The sequence below is a fragment of the Alistipes timonensis JC136 genome (assembly GCF_900107675.1).
Classification (GTDB): Bacteria; Bacteroidota; Bacteroidia; order Bacteroidales; family Rikenellaceae; genus Alistipes; species Alistipes timonensis.
In genome coordinates, this window is sequence record NZ_FNRI01000006.1 from 118,810 (window position 1) to 137,037 (window position 18,228).

18 protein-coding genes are annotated in these 18,228 nt (G+C 60.9%); 5 read left to right on the plus strand and 13 right to left on the minus strand.

The window, feature by feature from the left end; genetic code table 11:
• Positions 1–18: 18 nt before the first annotated feature.
• Both rimO and ftsY read right to left on the minus strand, forming a co-directional pair.
• Entirely contained in the window at positions 19–1,317 is a 1,299-nt protein-coding gene (gene rimO / locus BLU78_RS09580; protein WP_010266698.1) for a 30S ribosomal protein S12 methylthiotransferase RimO, read from the minus strand.
• A complete protein-coding gene (ftsY, locus tag BLU78_RS09585) occupies positions 1,304–2,302 on the minus strand; it encodes a signal recognition particle-docking protein FtsY (RefSeq protein WP_010266694.1) in 999 nt (332 codons plus the stop codon). The genes rimO and ftsY overlap by 14 nt, the downstream gene beginning before the upstream one ends.
• Positions 2,303–2,556: 254 nt before the next feature.
• Here ftsY and BLU78_RS09590 point away from each other — a divergent pair, with 254 nt between their 5' ends.
• The gene (locus BLU78_RS09590) at positions 2,557–3,459 is read left to right on the plus strand and encodes a hypothetical protein (RefSeq protein WP_231291036.1); all 903 of its coding nucleotides are present in this window, start codon (positions 2,557–2,559) and stop codon (positions 3,457–3,459) included.
• Between the two features lie 71 nt (positions 3,460–3,530).
• Here BLU78_RS09590 and BLU78_RS09595 read toward each other — a convergent pair whose 3' ends face one another.
• The 9 genes from BLU78_RS09595 to BLU78_RS09635 all read right to left on the minus strand — a co-directional run bounded on the left by BLU78_RS09595 (position 3,531) and on the right by BLU78_RS09635 (position 11,760).
• Positions 3,531–4,766, minus strand: a complete 1,236-nt coding sequence (locus tag BLU78_RS09595) for a glycosyltransferase family 4 protein (RefSeq protein ID WP_020693316.1) — start codon at positions 4,764–4,766, stop codon at positions 3,531–3,533.
• A gap of 167 nt (positions 4,767–4,933) precedes the next feature.
• The gene (locus tag BLU78_RS09600; protein WP_010266683.1) at positions 4,934–5,092 is read right to left on the minus strand and encodes a DUF4295 domain-containing protein; all 159 of its coding nucleotides are present in this window, start codon (positions 5,090–5,092) and stop codon (positions 4,934–4,936) included.
• 13 nt (positions 5,093–5,105) lie between these two features.
• Positions 5,106–5,288, minus strand: a complete 183-nt coding sequence (gene rpmG / locus BLU78_RS09605; protein ID WP_010266679.1) for a 50S ribosomal protein L33 — start codon at positions 5,286–5,288, stop codon at positions 5,106–5,108.
• 16 nt (positions 5,289–5,304) lie between these two features.
• A complete protein-coding gene (gene rpmB / locus BLU78_RS09610; protein WP_010266677.1) occupies positions 5,305–5,538 on the minus strand; it encodes a 50S ribosomal protein L28 in 234 nt (77 codons plus the stop codon).
• Positions 5,539–5,624: 86 nt separating this feature from the next.
• A complete protein-coding gene (locus tag BLU78_RS09615; protein ID WP_010266674.1) occupies positions 5,625–7,559 on the minus strand; it encodes a tetratricopeptide repeat-containing sensor histidine kinase in 1,935 nt (644 codons plus the stop codon).
• A gap of 87 nt (positions 7,560–7,646) precedes the next feature.
• Positions 7,647–8,189 carry a CinA family protein gene (locus BLU78_RS09620; RefSeq protein ID WP_010266671.1) on the minus strand — a complete coding sequence of 181 codons (543 nt, stop codon included), beginning with the start codon at positions 8,187–8,189 and terminating at the stop codon, positions 7,647–7,649.
• An 11-nt stretch (positions 8,190–8,200) separates the two neighbouring features.
• Positions 8,201–9,442 carry a competence/damage-inducible protein A gene (locus BLU78_RS09625; protein WP_010266667.1) on the minus strand — a complete coding sequence of 414 codons (1,242 nt, stop codon included), beginning with the start codon at positions 9,440–9,442 and terminating at the stop codon, positions 8,201–8,203.
• Between the two features lie 6 nt (positions 9,443–9,448).
• The gene (locus tag BLU78_RS09630; RefSeq protein WP_010266664.1) at positions 9,449–10,570 is read right to left on the minus strand and encodes a quinone-dependent dihydroorotate dehydrogenase; all 1,122 of its coding nucleotides are present in this window, start codon (positions 10,568–10,570) and stop codon (positions 9,449–9,451) included.
• Between the two features lie 194 nt (positions 10,571–10,764).
• Positions 10,765–11,760 carry a 4-phosphoerythronate dehydrogenase gene (locus BLU78_RS09635; protein WP_010266662.1) on the minus strand — a complete coding sequence of 332 codons (996 nt, stop codon included), beginning with the start codon at positions 11,758–11,760 and terminating at the stop codon, positions 10,765–10,767.
• Positions 11,761–12,020: 260 nt separating this feature from the next.
• Here BLU78_RS09635 and BLU78_RS09640 point away from each other — a divergent pair, with 260 nt between their 5' ends.
• The 4 genes from BLU78_RS09640 (at position 12,021) to BLU78_RS09655 (ending at position 16,356) form a co-directional block, all read left to right on the plus strand.
• Complete coding sequence (locus tag BLU78_RS09640; protein ID WP_010266660.1) at positions 12,021–13,073, plus strand: arginase family protein; 1,053 nt, start codon at positions 12,021–12,023, stop codon at positions 13,071–13,073.
• Complete coding sequence (gene nhaA, locus BLU78_RS09645; protein ID WP_231291034.1) at positions 13,074–14,456, plus strand: Na+/H+ antiporter NhaA; 1,383 nt, start codon at positions 13,074–13,076, stop codon at positions 14,454–14,456.
• Positions 14,453–15,154 (plus strand): FKBP-type peptidyl-prolyl cis-trans isomerase, encoded by a 702-nt coding sequence (locus tag BLU78_RS09650; protein ID WP_010266656.1) that lies wholly within the window; start codon positions 14,453–14,455, stop codon positions 15,152–15,154. The genes nhaA and BLU78_RS09650 overlap by 4 nt, the downstream gene beginning before the upstream one ends.
• An 89-nt stretch (positions 15,155–15,243) precedes the next feature.
• Entirely contained in the window at positions 15,244–16,356 is a 1,113-nt protein-coding gene (locus tag BLU78_RS09655) for an FKBP-type peptidyl-prolyl cis-trans isomerase (protein WP_010266654.1), read from the plus strand.
• A gap of 131 nt (positions 16,357–16,487) precedes the next feature.
• On the opposite strand, the gene BLU78_RS09660 is transcribed toward BLU78_RS09655, so the two are convergent.
• Entirely contained in the window at positions 16,488–16,856 is a 369-nt protein-coding gene (locus tag BLU78_RS09660; RefSeq protein WP_010266651.1) for a DUF3127 domain-containing protein, read from the minus strand.
• A gap of 93 nt (positions 16,857–16,949) precedes the next feature.
• Entirely contained in the window at positions 16,950–18,203 is a 1,254-nt protein-coding gene (locus tag BLU78_RS09665) for a Gfo/Idh/MocA family protein (RefSeq protein ID WP_010266648.1), read from the minus strand.
• Positions 18,204–18,228: the final 25 nt, after the last annotated feature.

An 18,228-nucleotide genomic window follows, 5' to 3' on the forward strand; every position in this document is an offset into this window, starting at 1 on the left:
AACGATAATTTACAAATATTATTTTTCGCGGACTTTTCCGTATAGATCGTAATCCGCAGCCGAGGTGACGGTCACCTCGTAGAAATGTCCGCGCAGAAGCCGCTTCCCGCCGACGGGTATCAGAATCTCTTGGTCCACCTCCGGAGAGTCGTACTGCGTGCGTCCTACATAGAAGTCGCCCTGACGCGAGTCGATGATGACCCGTTCGGTGCTCCCCACGCGGCGGCGGTTGTTTTCGAGCGAAATCTCGTTCTGCAGAGCCATGATGCGCTCCACACGCTCCTGCTTCACGGTCTCCGGCACGTCGTCGCGGAGCTTTTCGGCCGAATAAGTCCCCTCCTCCTCGGAGTAGGCGAAGACCCCGAGCCGTTCGAAACGTACCTCCCGCACGAACTCCAGAAGTTCCTCGAAATCGGCCTCCGTTTCGCCCGGATAGCCTACGAGCAGCGTCGTGCGCAGCGCGAGGTCCGGAATGGCCGTGCGCAGGCGGCGGATCAGCTCCATCGCCTCGGCCTTGGTGTGGCGGCGGTGCATGGCCGCAAGCTGGGCGTCGGAGATGTGTTGGAAAGGAATGTCGAGGTATTTGCAGATTTTCGGCTCTGCGGCCATCACCTCGATCACCTCCTCGGGGAACCCCGTGGGGTAGGCGTAGTGGAGCCGGAGCCATTCGATGCCGTCGATGCGGCACAGGCGGCGCAACAGCTCGGCCAGCATCCGCCGGCCGTAGAGGTCGATGCCGTAATAGGTCGTGTCCTGCGCGATGACCATCACTTCCCGGACGCCCTGCGCGGCGAGTTTGCGGGCCTCCTCCTCCAGCACCTCCATCGGAACGGAGACGTGTGCGCCGCGGATGAGCGGAATGGCGCAGTAGCCGCATTTCCAGTTGCAGCCCTCCGAGATTTTCAGGTAGGCGTAGTGCCTGGGGGTGGTCAGCCGGCGTTCGGTGGCCAGCGCGGGGTCCTCCGAAGCCCCCAGTGCGCGGACGATGCCGTCCCACGTGCGGGCGCCGAAATATTCGTCCACCTCGGGGATTTCGGCCCGCAGTTCGTCGGCGTAGCGCTCCGAAAGGCACCCCACGACGAACAGCCGCTCGATTTTCCCGGCCTGCTTGGCCGCCGCCGCGCGCAGGATCATGTCCACCGACTCCTGTTTGGCGTCGCCGATGAATCCGCAGGTGTTGATTACCACCACCTTGGCGTCGGTGCGGTCGCTGTCGAAGACGACTTCGTACCCGGCGGCCGCGAGCCGCGCCATCAGGTGCTCCGAATCGACGGTGTTCTTCGAACAGCCGAGCGTGATGACGTTAATTTTTTTCATCGCCGAACAGTGCGTTGACGAACTCCCGGCGGTCGAAGATGCGCAGTTGGTCGATGCCTTCGCCGATGCCGATGTAGCGGACCGGAATGTGGAACTGGTCGCTGATGCCGATTACCACGCCGCCTTTGGCCGTGCCGTCCAGCTTGGTGATGGTGAGCGACGTAACCTGCGTGGCCTGCGTGAACTGCTTCGCCTGTTCGAAGGCGTTCTGTCCCGTCGAGCCGTCCAGCACGAGCATCACTTCGTGCGGTGCTCCGGGAATGACCTTGGCCATGACGTTGCGGATCTTCGTCAGTTCGTTCATCAGGTTGATTTTGTTGTGCAGACGCCCGGCGGTGTCGATCAGCACCACGTCGGCGCCGTTGGACTTGGCCGAGGTGAGCGTGTCGAAAGCCACCGACGCGGGGTCGGAACCCATCTGCTGACGGATCATCGTCGCCCCGGCGCGGTCGGCCCACACCTGCAACTGGTCGATGGCCGCGGCGCGGAACGTGTCCGCTGCGCCGATCCAGACCTTGCGGCCCGCCTTGGTGAGCTGTGCGGCCAGTTTGCCGATGGTGGTGGTCTTGCCGGCGCCGTTGACGCCCACGACCATCACCACGTAGGGCTGGCCTTCGGTGGCGTCGAGTCCGAAGTGCTCCGACGAGCCGTGCGCATCTTCCATCAGGGCGGTGATCTCCTCGCGCAGGATCGACTGCAATTCCGAGGCGTTCATGTACTTGTCCCTGGCGACGCGCTCCTCGATGCGGCGGATGATCTTCACGGTGGTCTCCACGCCCACGTCCGACGAGATGAGCACCTCCTCGAGGTCGTCCAGCACGTCGGCGTCGACCGTCGAGCGGCCCGCCACGGCGCGCGCCAGTTTCGAGAAGAGTCCCGTTTTGGTCTTTTCCAGCCCGGCGCTGAGTTCTTCCTGCTGTTTGCGCGCCTGCTCCTCGGAGGGCGGCGTATTCTGTTTCTTTTTGAAAATATCGAAAAATGCCATGTCTTTGGGATTAATCCTTTGCAAAGATATGAATAAGCGAGGGCAATGTCAAATTTTTATTTGAACATTGCCGAGCGGGAGTATCTAAGGAGCAGCCAAAGGTACGAAAAAGTCGGAAAGTTTCGCTGAATCGTAAGCGGTCCGGCAGAACTTTCCGCTTATCTAAAAGTGCCGTTACGGCACCGACACCAAAGGTAAATAAGAATATTCGGAAAAAAACGTTATATTTGCCTAACATATATCTGTCCGACATGATGAAAAGAACCATTCTGCTGCTGTTTGCGGCGCTGTTCGGTGTTCTGACCGCCGCCGCGCAAGACCTGATCGTAAAGACCGACGCCACGAAGATCGAGGCTAAAGTGATCGAAATCACGACCGAGGCGGTGCGCTACAAGCGTTTCTCGAACCCCGACGGCCCGACCTACGTGCTGCCCGTTAAGGACATCCACTATATCCAGTACGCCAACGGCGAAAAGGAGTATTACACCAAGACCATCCCCGCGACGCCGCTGATCCCGGCCGCTCCGGCAGAACCGGCGCAATCCGCTCCGGCCGTGACGCCGGCCGCCGAACCTGCGCCGCAGACTCCGGCCGGGCGTTACGTGCTCAAACAGTACGAGATCGGCGAGCTGTATGACCAGAACGGCATCCGGGGTGTCATCTGCCAGCTTTCGGACGACGGCATGCACGGGCTGGTGGTGTCGCTCGACGAGATCTACCTCCATTGGAGCGAGTTCCGCAAGCCCGACCTGCGTGTGGTCGGCGCCGACAGCCGGACCGACGGTGAGGAGAACATGGCGAAAGTGGCGCAGTACATCGCTGCCAACAACCTCTCGTGGGCCGATTTCCCGGCGTTCGAATGGTGCCGGAACAAGGGCGAGGGGTGGTACCTGCCTGCCATCGACGAGATGCTGACCATCGGCCACAACTACAACGGCGGAACGCGCGTGCAGAACAACCGCCAGGCGCGCAACAAGTTCAACGATGCGCTCAAAGATGCCGGCGGCAAGCGCATGGACCGGCTGGTCTACTATTTCACCTCGACCGAAATGGACGAGAAGAACGCCTATACGACCCACATGGGGATCGAACCTCCTTATGTGATCGAGATTCCGAAATACAACAAGTTCCTCGTGCGCGCCGTGCATAAGTTCTGACGCCGGGCCCACGGACGAAAAACGCGGTGCACTCCTTTCGGGGTGCGCCGCGTTTGTTTGCGGTTGGCGCATCAGAGGCTTTCGATCAACTTCTGCAGTTTGGGGATAATCACGCTCCAGTCGTAATGTTCACGCACGTACACCGGGCCTTTTTCGCCCATCGTGCGGCGCAGTTCCGGATCGGAGAGCAGGCGGTGGAGTTTGTGGCGGAAATCCCGGCTGCTGTTGTACCAGAACGCCGCTCCGCTCGATTTGCAGTGGTCCTTCATCACGCGGCTGCGGCCGTTGACCAGCAGCGGCACGCGGTTCTGCATGGCTTCGAGCATCAGCAGCGAGAGGCTCTCCATGCGCGACGGGTTGACTATCACCGTGGCGTGGCGGATGATGGCGCTCTTCTCCTCGTCGGAGACGAATCCTGTGAAGATGATGTCGGGGGAGTCCGAGCGTTTGATGTCGAGCTCCGTGCCGCCCACCATCACCAGTTTGACCTCGCCGCCGTGCTTCTTCTTGTAGCGCAGGAAGTCGGGAATCACCTTGGTGGTCTTCGACGGCGTGATGCGACCCAGGTAGAGCACATACTGGTCGGGCAGTCCGTATTTGGCCTTGACCTCTCCCCAATCCGCTGCCGGGGCCTCTTCGATGCCGCATCCTACCAGACTGTTCGGGGCCAGCGAAGCGCCGAATGCCCGGCTGCAGAGCCGCCGTTCGGCCGCGGTGTTGAAGGCGATGTGTCTGACGCGGGTGAACATCGGTGCGTTGATGCTGAAATAGAGCGGCTTGTCGGGGTGCACCAGCGGGATGAGGATCGTCTTTTCGGGGACGATCGTGCTGCCCAGCACCGGCTGGCTGAAGTAGAAATTCATGAAAAGGAAGGCCGCATATTCGTCCTTGTGCTGCTCGATGAACTCCAGCATTTGGGGCGTATGGTCCTCCTGCGACTCGTAGTACCGTTTTTCGGCTTCGAGGCTCATGGTCCATTCGGGATGCAGCGAGGAGATCAGGCGCAGCAACCCCATCCTTGCCAGTTGCAGACGGATGCGGCGGGCCGTTTTGCACTTTTTGCGGTAGGCTCCGTGATGCTCTCCGTCGATGGGTGCGGGTTTGAACCGGCGGACCGTGACGCCGTTGACGGTGCTGACCCCTTCGGGGTAGTCGCTGGCAGGGTCGCGGAAAACCTTGGTCGTTGTGGTAAGTACTTCCACGTCGTAGTAGGGGCGCAACCGTTCAGCCAGCATGCGGCAATGGACTTCTGCGCCGCCGTTGACCTCGACTCCGTAGCGGATGATGATGAATGCTATTTTCTTCATGAAACACGTCGTAATCTCCCGGACGGGACCGACCGGATCGGGCCGTCTGGAATTTTCCGGATAAAAGTAACAAAAATATTTTATATCGCGGTGCTTTCCGGTCCCTAAAAACACAAAGGGCATCCCGAAAGATGCCCTTTGTATTTAAGAGTGTGACTCTTAAAATACTATTTCTTCTCGTCGAAGAACTCTTTGATCTGGTCGTTGGGAACGATGCTCTCTTTGAACATGTATGCTCCGGTCTTGTCCGACTTGACCATCTTGATGCACTTGGTGAACTGCTTACCCGTGCCGGTTTTCAGTGTTGCGACTACTTTCTTTGCCATAAAGCTCTCTTAACTATTTGATTTCACGGTGAACGGTGACACGCTTGAGGAACGGATTGTACTTCTTGCGCTCCAGACGGTCGGGGGTGTTTTTCTTGTTCTTGGTGGTGATGTAACGGGACATTCCCGCAACGCCGCTCTCTCTTTGTTCGGTGCACTCGAGGATGACCTGAACTCTGTTGCCTTTCTTTGCCATTGGTTACTCGTTGTTTTTAGTACACGCTTTTGGGTGCGACAGCCTCGCGCAGGGCGACTGCAAGACCCTTCTTGTTAATTGTTTTCATGCCGGCAGCCGTTACCTTCAGGGTAATCCAGCGGCCCTCCTGTTCCGACCAGAAGCGCTTGGTTTTCAGATTGGGACTGAATTTGCGCTTGGTCTTGTGGTGCGAGTGCGAGACGTTGTTGCCCACGATCGCTACCTTGCCTGTGATTTCGCAAACTTTCATTGTTTGATAAATTTTTGGTTAAAACCCGATTAAGGGAGTGCAAATATACAACCTTTTCGTCAAATACCAATAATCCCCGGCTTTTTTTATTCGGTGGGGATCGTCAGCAGGAACCGCGCGCCCCGGGTGAAGTCCGGGTCGAGGCGCACGTCGCCGCCGAGCGTGCGGGCGATCAGGCGGCAGACGGCCAGTCCGAGCCCGAGGCCCTGGTTGAACGAGTCGAGTTTGACGAAGCGTTCGAAGATGTGTTCGCGCTCCCCTTCGGGCACGCCGGGGCCTGCGTCCTCGACCGCGAAGGTGATGCTGCGCCCGTCCTCCGAGAGTGAATAGGAGAGCCCGACGCCCTGTTTGGGGTCGGTGAACCGCACGGCGTTGCGCAGCAGTTCGGTGAGCGCCTTGCCCAGCAGCAGGCACGAGGTGCGGATGCGGGGCGACCGGCCTTCCCCGTCGGAGGCGAAGCGGATTTCGGTGGCGAGCGGGGCGTGCTTCGACAGTTCGTCGATGCACCTGCGGCAGCAGGTGTCGACCTCCACCGCGGCGCGCGACGGCGGCGCCTCGGAGGATTCGATGTCGGCGATGTAGAGCACGTCGTCGATGAGTTTCTGCAGGTAGCCGCTGTTCTCGCGGATGATGTCGATGTAGGAACTGCGCTCGGGTTCGTCGTCCGGGGTTGTCGAGGCCAGTTCGGCGAATCCCACGATGGCGTTCAGCGGGGTGTTGATCTCGTGGGTGATGTTGCGGATGAAGACGCCCTTCATGCGGCTGCTCTCCTCGGCTGCCCGTTTGGCGCGTGCCAGCCCGCGGTTCAGCCGGGTCAGGATGACGATGAACGCCGTCGCCAGCAGCAGGATCACACCCAGTCCGGTTTCGAACAGCCGGGCGCGGCGCAGCCGTTCGGCCTGCGCCTGCTGCCGGGCTTCGACCTTCTCGCGGTCGTGCCGTTCGACATCGAACAGCGTGGCGAATTCGTTCAGCATCTCCTGGTTGTCGCTCTCGTATTTCTGCCGGGCCAGTGCCGCCTGCCGCGAAAGGTCCTCGGCGGCGGCTTTGTAGCTGCCCGTTTCGTAGAGGAGCGAGGCGCGGCTCGCCAGCATCGGAATATAGAAATAGTGCGACGAACCGAGGCTGTCCTTGGTCATTTCGTAGTTTGCCAACTGCTTGTTGACGATCTCCAACGCCTTCTGGAAGTTGCGCGTACCCTTGTAAATCGTCAGTTCGATCTCCTCGATCTTGTTTTCAGAGACATACCCGCCGCTTTTTTCCCGGATCTCGCGCACCTGCTCTTCGGCGCTCTCGAAATCGCCCTGCATGGCCGCGAGGTTGGCCCGGGAGATCCGGGTGCGCCAGATATGTTCGGGGAGCAGGATGCGCTTCTCGGACATCCGGAGTGCCTCTTCGGCCTTGTCGTACTTCTGCTGCAGGGTGTACAGTTCGGCGAGCTGGAGGTACAGATAGGAGGCGTCCACCTCCTTCAGGTTGTTCCGCTCGACCATCCCGATGCTTTTGGCGTAGGATTCGATGGCCGTGTCATAGAGGGATTTGGTGCGGTAAATGTGCCCCAGCTGTTTGTAGGCTTCGGCGATCGCGGGCTTGTAGTCGTCGCGGATGGCCTGGTCGCGGAAGCGCTCCAGTTCATATTGCGCGAGGGTGTATTTGCTGTATTTGCTGTAATAGGTAATCAGCCGCGTCCAGACGAAGTAGTAGTGTGTGAGCTGGTCGTGTTCGCGGGTGAACTGCTGGGTGCGCGCCACCCAGACTTTGAGCGAGTCTAAATTGCCCGTGTAGTAGTAATAGTCGGTTTTCAGGCAGAGCGCCACCGACTGCATGCGGGGATTTTGCCGCTCGCCGGCCAGCCGGAACATGGTGTCGGCTTTGAGCAGCATTTCGGGGTCCTGCTTGTGGCGGTTGCACCAGCGATAATAGGCGACGAGCGTCGTGTCGAGGCCGTCGGCGGCGGATTGCGCGGCGGCCGGCAATGCCGATGCAATCAGAATCGCCAGAAGCAGCAGGGCGTTTTTCATTACTTTTTGGACTAAATAAGCACAAAAGTAGCGCAAATAACCGGGAAAAGCAAATGAAAAGCGGGTAAAATCGTTTTCTTGGGGGTGCTATTTGGTTCTGTTTCCGGCTGTCAACTCCTCTTCGAGAAGCTCGATTGCGGCCGAGCCGGCTTCGCGGATGACCCGGTTGCGGTTGCCTTTGATGTGGACCAGCCGGGTAAGGGTGCGTTCGGGTGAGCTGACGGCGATCCATACCGTGCCGACCGGGATTTCGGGCGTGCCGCCCGAAGGACCGGCCATTCCGGTGGTGGCGATGGCGTAATGGGTGTCGGCGGCACGGCGCGCTCCCTCGGCCATCTGGCGCACGACCTGTTCGCTCACCACGCCGTAGCGGGCGATGGTGTCGGCCGAGACGTTCAGCAGCAGGCTCTTGGTCTGGTTCCAGTAGGCGACTGCGCCGCCTTTGAAGTAGGCCGAGGCTCCCGGCATGGCCGTGAAGCGCGAGGCGATGGCGCCTCCCGTGCAGCTTTCGGCCACGGAGAGCGTCAGCATACGGTCCATCAGCAGTTTGTGTACGCGTTTCTCGGGTTTCGATTCGCAGCAGGAGGTTGTCAGCGCGAGTGCGGCCAGCAGCGCGAGGATTTTATTCATGGTCGGTTTTGTTATTTTCCGTTGAGGCAGTCGCGCAGCAGGCTGATGGCAAAGGCGCTGGCGCGGTCGATGATCTGTCCGCGGTCGGTTCCGCACTGTTTGAGGAGGACGACCGTGCGTTCGGGCGAGCTGACGGCGATCCAGACCGTGCCGACGGGTTTCTCCGCCGAGCCGCCCGCGGGGCCGGCGATTCCGGTGGTGGCCACGCCGTAATCGGCGCCTGCCGTGCGGCGTGCCCCTTCGGCCATCTGGCGGGCGACCTGTTCGCTCACGGCGCCGTAACGGGCTATGTCGGCAGGGTTCACGCCCAATAGGTTCACCTTGGATTCGTTGCTGTACGACACCACGCCGCAGCGGAAATAGGCCGACGCTCCGGGCATGGCTGTGAAACGCGAGGCGATGACGCCTCCCGTGCAGCTCTCGGCTGTGGCCAGGGTCAGCCCGCGCTCGGTGAGTATCTTGTGCACCAACTCCTGCATCGTCGCGGTCTCGAACCCGATGATGTTGTGGGGAATGATCTTGCGCAGGGCCTCGAACTGTCGGTCGATCTCGCGGGCGACGCTCTCTCCCTCGACCTCGTAGGCCGACAGGCGCAGCCGCACGGCGCCCGGATTGGGCAGATAGGCCAGCTTCAGGTACGGCGGCAGGGCGTTCTCCCACGCCTCGATCCGCTTGGCCAGCATCGACTCGGGGAGCCCGGCGGTTATCATCGTGCGGTGGACGATCTGTCGCAGGGCGAAATGGGCTTTCAGCCGCGGCATCACCTCGTCTTCCATCAGGTGCTCCATCTCGAACGGCACGCCCGGCAGCGACACCACGACGTGCCCGTCGCGTTCGAACCACATGCCCGGGGCCGTGCCGTGGGCGTTGAACAGCACCGTGCAGCATGCGGGGACCATCGCCTGCGAGCGGTTCAGCTCGTTGAACTCGATGCCCCGTTCCGCGAGCATTCGCTCCACGTGGTCAGAGACCCGTTGGTTGCAGCGCATCTCGCTGCGGAACATCTCCGCGAGGGTCTTCTTGGTGATGTCGTCCTTCGTGGGGCCGAGGCCGCCGGTGACGACGGTGACCTCCGAAGCCGACAGGGCCCGTTCGACGGCTTCGACGATCTGCGCGCGGTCGTCGCCGATCGAGAGCTTCTCGCGGACCACGATGCCCGCGGCGTTGAGGTGTTTGGCAATGGATACCGAATTGGTGTCCACGATCTGGCCGATGAGTATTTCGTCGCCGATGGTGATGATGGTTGCCTTCATGGCTGACTATGCGTTAGGTGCGGAATCCTGGGGTTTTCCGGAAGTCTCCCCGGCGTCGGATGCGGCGTCGGGCGCGGTCCGGGTCGCCTTGCGTTCGGCGTCGGCGATCAGCGCGCGGCATACGTCCCGCACCAGTCCCGGACCCTCGTAGATGTATCCCGTGTAGAGCTGCACGAGGTCGGCTCCGGCGTCGAGCATCGCCCGTACGTCGTCGGCCGACATCAGGCCGCCCACGCCGATGATGGGGTAGGTGCCGCCCGAGCGGGTGTGGATGCGGCGCACGATCTCCACGGCGCGGCCCGTAAGGGGTGCACCGCTCAGGCGGCCGCTGCCGATCTTCTCGAGCGCCGTACGGCTGGTTTTCAGCCCTTCGCGGCCGTGCGAGCCGTTGGTGGCGACGATGCCGTCGAGCGGCGTCTCCATCAGTACGTCGGTGATCCGGTCGATCACCTCGTCCGTCATGTCGGGCGAGATTTTGAGCATGACCGGCCGGTACTGGTTCTGCCCGCGGCGGAAGTCGAACAGCGGGTTGAGTATCTGGAGGATATGTTCGCGCGTGTGCGTCGTGCCCTCGCGGCAGGAGTTGTCGCAGCTGATATTCACGGTGAAATAGTCCGCATACTGGTAGAGGTTGCGGAAGAGTTTCAGGTAGTCGGCCGGGGCGTTTTCGGCCGGGGTCGAGGTGTTCCTGCCGATGTTGCATCCCACGATCACCCCGCCGTGCGGACGCCGCAGGTGGCGGATGGCGGTTTCGAGGCCGCGGTTCGAAAGTCCGATGCGGTTGATGATGGCGTTGTCTTTCGGGAGCCGGAAGACCCTCGGACGGGGGTTGCCCGCCTGGGGCCGGGGCGTGACGGTGCCCACCTCGATGAACCCGAATCCCAGTGCGGCCAGTTCGCGGAACGCTTCGCCGTTACGGTCGAATCCTGCGGCGAGCCCGACCGGATTGGCGAACCGCATGCCGAACACTTCGCGCTCGAGCGCCGGGTGCTCCACGGCGTAGCATTTGCGCAGGAGCCAGCGGCCTCCGGGAATCAGTCCGAAGATGCGCAGCATCAGCAGGACGACATGATGGGCCCGCTCGATGTTGAGCGAGAAGAGCAGGGGTTTTATGATCCTTTGGTACATTTCGGAGGCAAAGGTAGTAAAAATTGACTAACGATGTACAACTTCAGCCGTTATGTGGCGGGGCGCAGAACTGGGCCGGAATCCCCGTGACTTTCCGCCGCCCCTAAAACCCGCCTCTTAGGTGGGAGCGCAGAACTGGCCTGGAATCCTGGAGGCTTTCCGCCGCCCCTAAATCCGGTCTCTTAGACCGGGGGTTAGAAATATTCGCGGCGGTAGGCGTAACGGTCGCGCAGGGATTCGAAATCGCCGGGGCGCTCTTTCAGGCGGCGGCTTTCGGCTTCGATGTCGTAGATACGGCCGATGGTGGTGCAAAGCTCCTGCCACGCGATCGGCCGGGGAACCGAGGGCGACGCCTCGGGCGGATACCACCCTTCGAGCGGCAGTCCGAAACAACGTGCCAGCGCGGCCACGGACATCGCTGTGGCGTTGGCCTTGCCCTGCTCGGAGTAACCCGCGATGTGGGGCGTCGCCAGCAGGGCCTTTTCCAGCAGTTGCGGATTGAGGTTCGGCTCGTGCTCCCAGACGTCGAGCACCCAGCGGAGGCCGCTCCGGAGCAGGGCGTCGCCGTCGACCACCTCCCCGCGTGAGGAATTTATGAGGATGGCTCCGGGTTTCATCTGCCGGAACAGCCTTTCGTCGGCCATGCGGCGCGTCGTGTCGTCGAGCGGGGTGTGGAACGTGAGGATGTCGGCCTCGCGGGCCACCTCCTCCAGCGGCAGGAATCCGCACCGCTCCCGTTCTTCACGCGGCGGGTCGCAGCAGAGGACGCGGAATCCCCATGCCTCGGCATAGGCTTTGACGAGCGATCCGACGTGCCCCACGCCGACGATGCCCAGCGTCCGCGCTGCGGGCTGCCAGCCCTGTGTGCGGGAGAGGTGGGCCAGCACGGCGGCGACCCATTGCAGTACGCCCCGGGCATTGCACCCTGCGGCTGTCGTGACCGTGATGCCGTGCGTCGCGCACCATGCCGTGTCGATGTGGTCGAATCCGATGGTCGCCGTGGCGACGAGGCGCACCCGCGAACCGGCGAGCAGCGCTGCGTCGCACCGCGTGCGGGTGCGGGTCAGGAGCGCGTCGGCGTCGCGGACGTCGGCGGCCGAAATCGCCTTTCCGGGGAGGTAACGCACCTCGGCGAAAGGCTCCAGGACACCCTTCAGGAAGGGGATGGCGCTGTCGGCTATGATTTTCATGGTATTGGTGCTTTTTTCGTTTCTTGTCGTCTTTAGGTAGACAAATATAAGGTAAAAAATAAAAAATGAATACCTTTGGTGTCGTAATGACACTTTTTATCCGTCGGAAGGTTTTGCCGGGGCGCACGCAATTCGGTTTTGAATCCATCCGGCTTTTTTCGTATCTTTGACTTCGTCGAAGATACTCCCGCTCGGCAAAATACAAGTAAACTTGCTTTTGCTCTCGCTTATTCGTATCTTTGTAGTTTATAAAGAACGTTATGGAACAGAAACCTTTCGATCCGGATGGAGTCGGCGTGGACAACGGAACCTATTTCGGGCTTCCGTTCGATCCCGAAACGGCGGAACTGGTGCTGATCTCGGCACCGTGGGACGTGACGGTCTCCTACGGGGCCGGTGCGGCCTATGCCCCCGATGCCGTTATCGAAGCCTCTACGCAGCTCGATTTCTACGATCCGCTGGCCCCCGGGGCCTGGCGCCGCGGCATCGCCACGGCCGATGTGGACTATTCGCTGCAGGAGACCTCGCAGCGGTTGCGTGTCGACGCCTCGCGGGTGATCGACCACCTCGAAGGAGGCGGATGTCTCGAGGACGACTATGTCGTGCGCAAGGTCCGCCGCGTGAACGAGGGCTGTGTGGCCATGAACGCCAATATCGAGACACAGGCCGCCCGCTGGCTCGACGCGGGCAAGGTCGTGGGACTCGTCGGCGGCGATCATTCGACGCCTTACGGGCTGATCCGGGCGCTGGGGGCTCGTCACGCGGCTTTCGGCATCCTGCACATCGACGCCCACTGCGACCTGCGCGACGCTTACGAGGGTTTCGAATTTTCCCACGCGTCGATCATGTTCAACGTCCTGCGCGACGTGCCGCAGGTCAGCCGGATCGCCCAGGTCGCCGTGCGCGATTTCAGCGAGGCGGAGGCTGCGCTGGCCGCTTCGTCGGAGCGGATCGCCACATTCGACGACCTAACGCTCGCCGCCGCGGAGTTCCGCGGCGAAACGTGGGATGCCCAGTGCCGCCGTATCGTCGACTCGCTGCCCGCGGAGGTCTATGTGAGCTTCGATATCGACGGACTCTCCTTCGACAACTGCCCCCATACGGGTACGCCCGTCTGCGGAGGACTCTCTTTCAACAAGGCCGTCTACCTCGTCGACACGCTGGTCCGCTCGGGCCGCCGCATCATCGGATTCGATGTGGTGGAGGTCTGCCCCGCGTCCGACGACCGGATCGACGCCATCACCGGGGCCCGCATCCTGTGGAAACTCTGCGGGCAGACGCTCAAATCGAACGAAAAACCAAATAACGAATAAATGCGACTGTTTTCAATGTACCGCTGGGTGCGCCAGCGACACATGATGGGGCTTCGTGGCCGTAATTTCCTGGAAGCTCCGTGGGCAGGAGGCGTGGTGCTGCTCGTATGCGTGATTTTCGCCATGCTGCTGGCCAACCTGCCCGCCACCAAGGTCTATTACCACCACCTGCTCGAGACCGACCTCTCGCTGATGGTCCGCTCTCCGGACGGGCTGATCGACTGGATTTTCCCGCGGGGCATGACCGTCGAGAAGTTCATCAACGACGGCCTGATGGTGATTTTCTTCTTCGCAGTGGGGCTCGAGATCAAACGCGAGATCGTCTGCGGACAGCTATCGTCCGTTCGCCGGGCGATCCTTCCGGTGCTGGCCGCCGCAGGAGGCATGCTGGCTCCGGCCATCATCTTCACGTTCTTCAACCACGGCACGGCAGCCGCCAATGGCTGGGGAATCCCTACTGCCACGGACATCGCCTTCGCCATCGGCATCCTCTCGATGCTGGGCAACCGCGTTCCCGTGTCGCTCAAAATCTTCCTCACGGCGCTGGCCATTGCCGACGATCTGGGGGCCATTCTGGTCATCGCGCTCTTCTACGGCGGAAAGGTCCAGATCGGCTGCCTGCTGGTGGCGCTGGTCATCATGCTCGGGGTCTATTTCATGAAGCAGATGGGCGAGAAGCGGATGTTCTTTTACCTGGTCCCGGCCTTCGTGGTGTGGGGACTGTTCTACTACTCGGGGGTGCATTCGACCATCTCGGGTGTGGCGATGGCCCTGCTGATCCCGATGGAGCCCCGTTACAGCAAGGAGTATTTCGCCCATAAGATGCGCTGGCTCAAAGGGCTGATGCTCTCGGCCGCCACCCACGAGGATTTCCCCAACGAGGAGCAGCGCTTCTACCTGCGCCGCATGCACGACCTGTCGGCCAATTCGGTGGGGATGAGCTATCGGCTGGAGCATGGTCTGGCGCCTTATGTGACGTTCCTTATCATGCCGGTTTTCGCGCTGGCCAATGCCGGCGTCGAGATCACTTCGCTCGAATACCTCAATATCTTCCACTATTCGCCCGAGATCGGGTCGGTCGGCATGGGCGTCTTCTTCGGACTGGTCGTCGGCAAGCCGCTGGGCATATTTCTTGCTTCGTGGGGAGCCGTGAAGTCCGGGCTCGCGGAGCTGCCCGAGGGGGCGACGTGGCGCATGCTGCTGGCCGTAGGCTGTCTGGGCGGTATCGGGTTCACGATGTCGCTGTTCGTCGACTCGCTGGCCTTCTCCGACTCCGACCTGATCGACCGCGGCAAAATCGCCATCCTGATGGGCTCGCTCGCCGCAGCGGTCGTGGGATGCCTGCTGATTCTGGCCTTTTCGAAAAAAAGTACGAAACCATGAAAAAAATCCTGCTGATCCTCCCCGCCGTCGCTTTGCTGGCTGCGGCCTGCTCGAAAAAGTCGGGCGGGGGCGTGAAACTCAAGAACGACACCGACTCGGTGGCCTATGTTATCGGCATGAACGTCGGTATGAACCTGCTGCGGATGGATTCCACGATCAACGTGAACGCCGTCTGCGAGGGTATCCGCGACGCCGTGCGCCGGTCGACGAAACTCTCGGCAGCCGATGCCGAGACGTTCTACCTGCGCTATGTGAACTATGCGCTGCCCGAGAAAGCCCGTGCTTACGAGGAGCAGTTCCTCGTCGACATCGCCAAGTCGAACCGCTCGTATGCCCGCACTTCGTCGGGCGTGACCTATACGGTGACGGCCGTCGGCGATCAGGAACAGGTTCCCGCGTCGGACCGCGACAGCGTGGCCCTGCGGTGGGTGATCCGCACGGCCGACGGCAGCCAGGTCGCCTCCTCCTACGAGAAAGGCGACACGGTGCGTTCGCTGCTGCGCGATCTGCGGAAAGGCGTGCAGGAGAGCGTGAAGCTGATCGGCAAAGGCGGGCGGATCAATGCCTGGATGCCTTCGTCGGCAGCTTACGGTGCCGAGGGCGACAAGACGCTGGGCGTAGCTCCCAACGCGACGCTTTACTATGAAATCGAGCTCGTAGATGTCGATAAATACGCGAATCGGTCGCGGCGGAGATAATTTACGCCGATAAAGATGAGCGTTATACAATATTTTTATATCTTTGTCCGTGCGAATAAAAGCAAACTCAAAACATAGTTAAAACAACAATGAAAAAAATCTTTTTTGCTGCGGCACTCGCGGGTGCTGCGATGCTCGCCTCCTGCGGAGGTAACAAGAGCGGCGTGCAGATGGGTAGCCTTTCGGAATTCGACTCGCTGTCGTATTCGCTCGGCGCCAATATCGGCTACGGCATGAGCTATGAAATGAAGGATATTCCGTTTGATTTCAAAGCCGTGGACAAAGGTGTTAAGGAAGGTGCCCTGGGCAAGGCCACGCAAGAGCACGAGAAGTCGCTCGATATGCTGCGCGAGTACTTCATGTCGAAGCGCGGCGAGCGTGCGCAGGCTATCGCCGAGAAGCGTGCCGCTGCCGACAGCGCCCGTATGGCCGGCGGCGATTCGACCAAGGTCGAGTATCCCGCAGCCGATCCCGAGATGTTCGAGAGCGAGGAGGAGCGTGCCGAGATTTCCTACGCATTCGGTAACGATATCGGTTACAACGTCGCACAGAGCGGCATGCCCATCCAGCTGGTTTGGATCAGCGAGGCCATGCAGAACGTGCGTGACAACAACGCCAAGATGTCGGAAGACGAGGTGAACCAGTACTTGCAGTACTACTTCATGGTGAAGCGTCCGGCCGAGAACGCCGAGGCTTCGAAGGCATGGCTGGAGAAGATGGAGAAGAAATCGGGCGTGAAGAAGACCGAGTCGGGCCTGCTCTATAAGGTTACCGCTGCCGGCGACGCCGCTGCGATGCCGAAGGATCCGCGCGACGTGGTGAAGGTTCACTACACGGGCCGCACCCGCGACGGCAAGGTATTCGATACTTCGAAGTTCGCTAACCGCTCGAAGGAGCAGCAGGAGATGATTAAGAAACAGCGTCCCGACGATTTCGACAAGGACGAGCCCGTCGAGTTCCCGCTCAACCGTGTGATTCCCGGCTGGACCGAGGGTCTGCAACTGGTGGGCAAGGGCGGTAAGATCACGCTCTGGATTCCTGCCGACCTGGCCTACGGTGCACGCGGCGCAGGCCGTGACATCGGTCCCAACGAGGCTCTGGAGTTCGAGGTCGAGCTGATCGACGTAACTCCTTACGAGGAGCCTGCTCCGGCAGATTCGACCGCAACGGCCGAGAAGCCCGAGGTTGCCCCCGCAGAATAATCAGGGAAGACTGATACGAAAAATCCCGGAACCGCAAGGTTCCGGGATTTTTCTGTGTCATATGAGTCCGGGCGCAGAACTGGAGGATTGTTGTAACGTTCTGCCACCCCTAAAAAGGGCTTCTTTAAGCCCTAAAAGGGGAGATCGTCCACCTGTGCGGGCGAGGATGCGTAGGAAGGCTCCTCGGCGATGGGCGGCATGTCGGGCATCGGGGCGCCTGCTCCTGCCGACTCCTGCTTGGGCTGCAGGCGCCATGCGCGGATGTCGGTGTACCAGCGGCCGTTGTATTCGCGCGACTCGATGTTGACCGATACGTTGTAAGCGGCACCTTCCTGCAGCCGGGCCACGTCTTCGGGCTTGTTGAAGAACGTCACGCAGATTTTGCGGGTGAACGAACCCTCGTTCATCTCAAAGACCACGTCCTGACGCTGCCACTCGCCGCGTGCCGACGTTCCCTTCGTCACGGGCATTATTTTGTAAACGGTTCCTTCGAATTCCATATCATTAATAGTATTGTTTATTTACGGCAAAGGTAGTGATTTTTTCGGAAATTCGGGAACCGACGAAGCGCTTTTGTGCTGCAAATCGCACGGCTACCGCTCCTCCAGCGTGACGGTCTGTCCGGTGAGGCGGCTGCGTTCGGCTTCGAAGCAGATGCGGTGGCTTTCGACCGAGTTGGCGATCGCCGTGCGGAAGCGGTGCTCCCGGCGGCTGAGCGTGTCGACGAAATCCTCGATCAGCAGGAGGTCCGCTCCCGCGTGGAACGGCTTCTCGAGAAGTCCCGAGAAGTCGTAGACGCGTTCTTCGCCGCCGCGGAACTTGCGGACCCGCAGCGTGCGTTCGTCGCCGTCGATCTCGCCGTGCGTCAGCCGGATGTGGGTTTCGCGCTGGTCGCCCAGCGTGAAGGCGTCCATCGAGAACGAGATCGTGACATCGTTGTCCATCTCCATCGAGACGATCTGGTGGTCCACCACATCGTTGTCGCAGCGGAAGACGCACCGCCCGTAGTCGCCCGAGCGCAGTTCGCGCAGGATCACCTCCTCGAGCGTCGCGCCTGCCGGGATGTCGAAATTCGATATCCAGTCGCGGCGGTTGTAGTAGAGGTCCACGGCCGAGTAAGGGCACTGTTTTTCAATGGGGCAGTCGATGCACCGTGCGGCGCTCTGTGCCGGGGCGTTTTCCGCGCGGAACCAGCGCAGCGACCCGAACGACGAGAGTTTGCGGCAGCGGGCCTCGGTGAGCCACAGCAGGAAGTCGATGTCGTGGCAGCATTTCGAGATCAGCATCGGGTTGGTGATCTCCTCGCGTCGCCACATGCCGCGGACGAATCCGTGCGTGGTGCGGTCGAGTCCCACGGCGACCAGGTGGCTGATGGAGATGATTTCGCCCAGTTCGCCCGAGTCGACGATCTCTTTGATCCGGATGAAATAGGGGTGATAACGCAGGACGTGGCACACGCCGACGATCACTCCTTTGCGGCGGGCCGCCTCTTCGATTCGGCAGCATTCGGAAAGGGTCTGTGCGATCGGTTTTTCGAGCAGCACGTCGTAACCGGCCTCGATGGCTTTCATGCAGGGTTCGAAATGCTCGTTCTCGGGGGTGGCGATCAGCACGGCGTCGGCCGGGAGGGGATTTGCGAAAAAACTGTCGTAGTCCGTGAAACACCGCTCCGGCTCCAGCCCGAATCTCTCGGCGGTCGTGCGGCGGCGTATTTCGTTGATCTCCACCACACCCGCGAGTTTCAGCCGTTCGGGGTGCCTGGCTGCGTATTCGAGGTATTTGTTGGTGCGGTTTCCGGCTCCGATGGCAATGATCGTAACCGGTTCCGCGTCTGTACTGACGTTCATAGTTTTGAGGTTTGCCGTTCGGGCC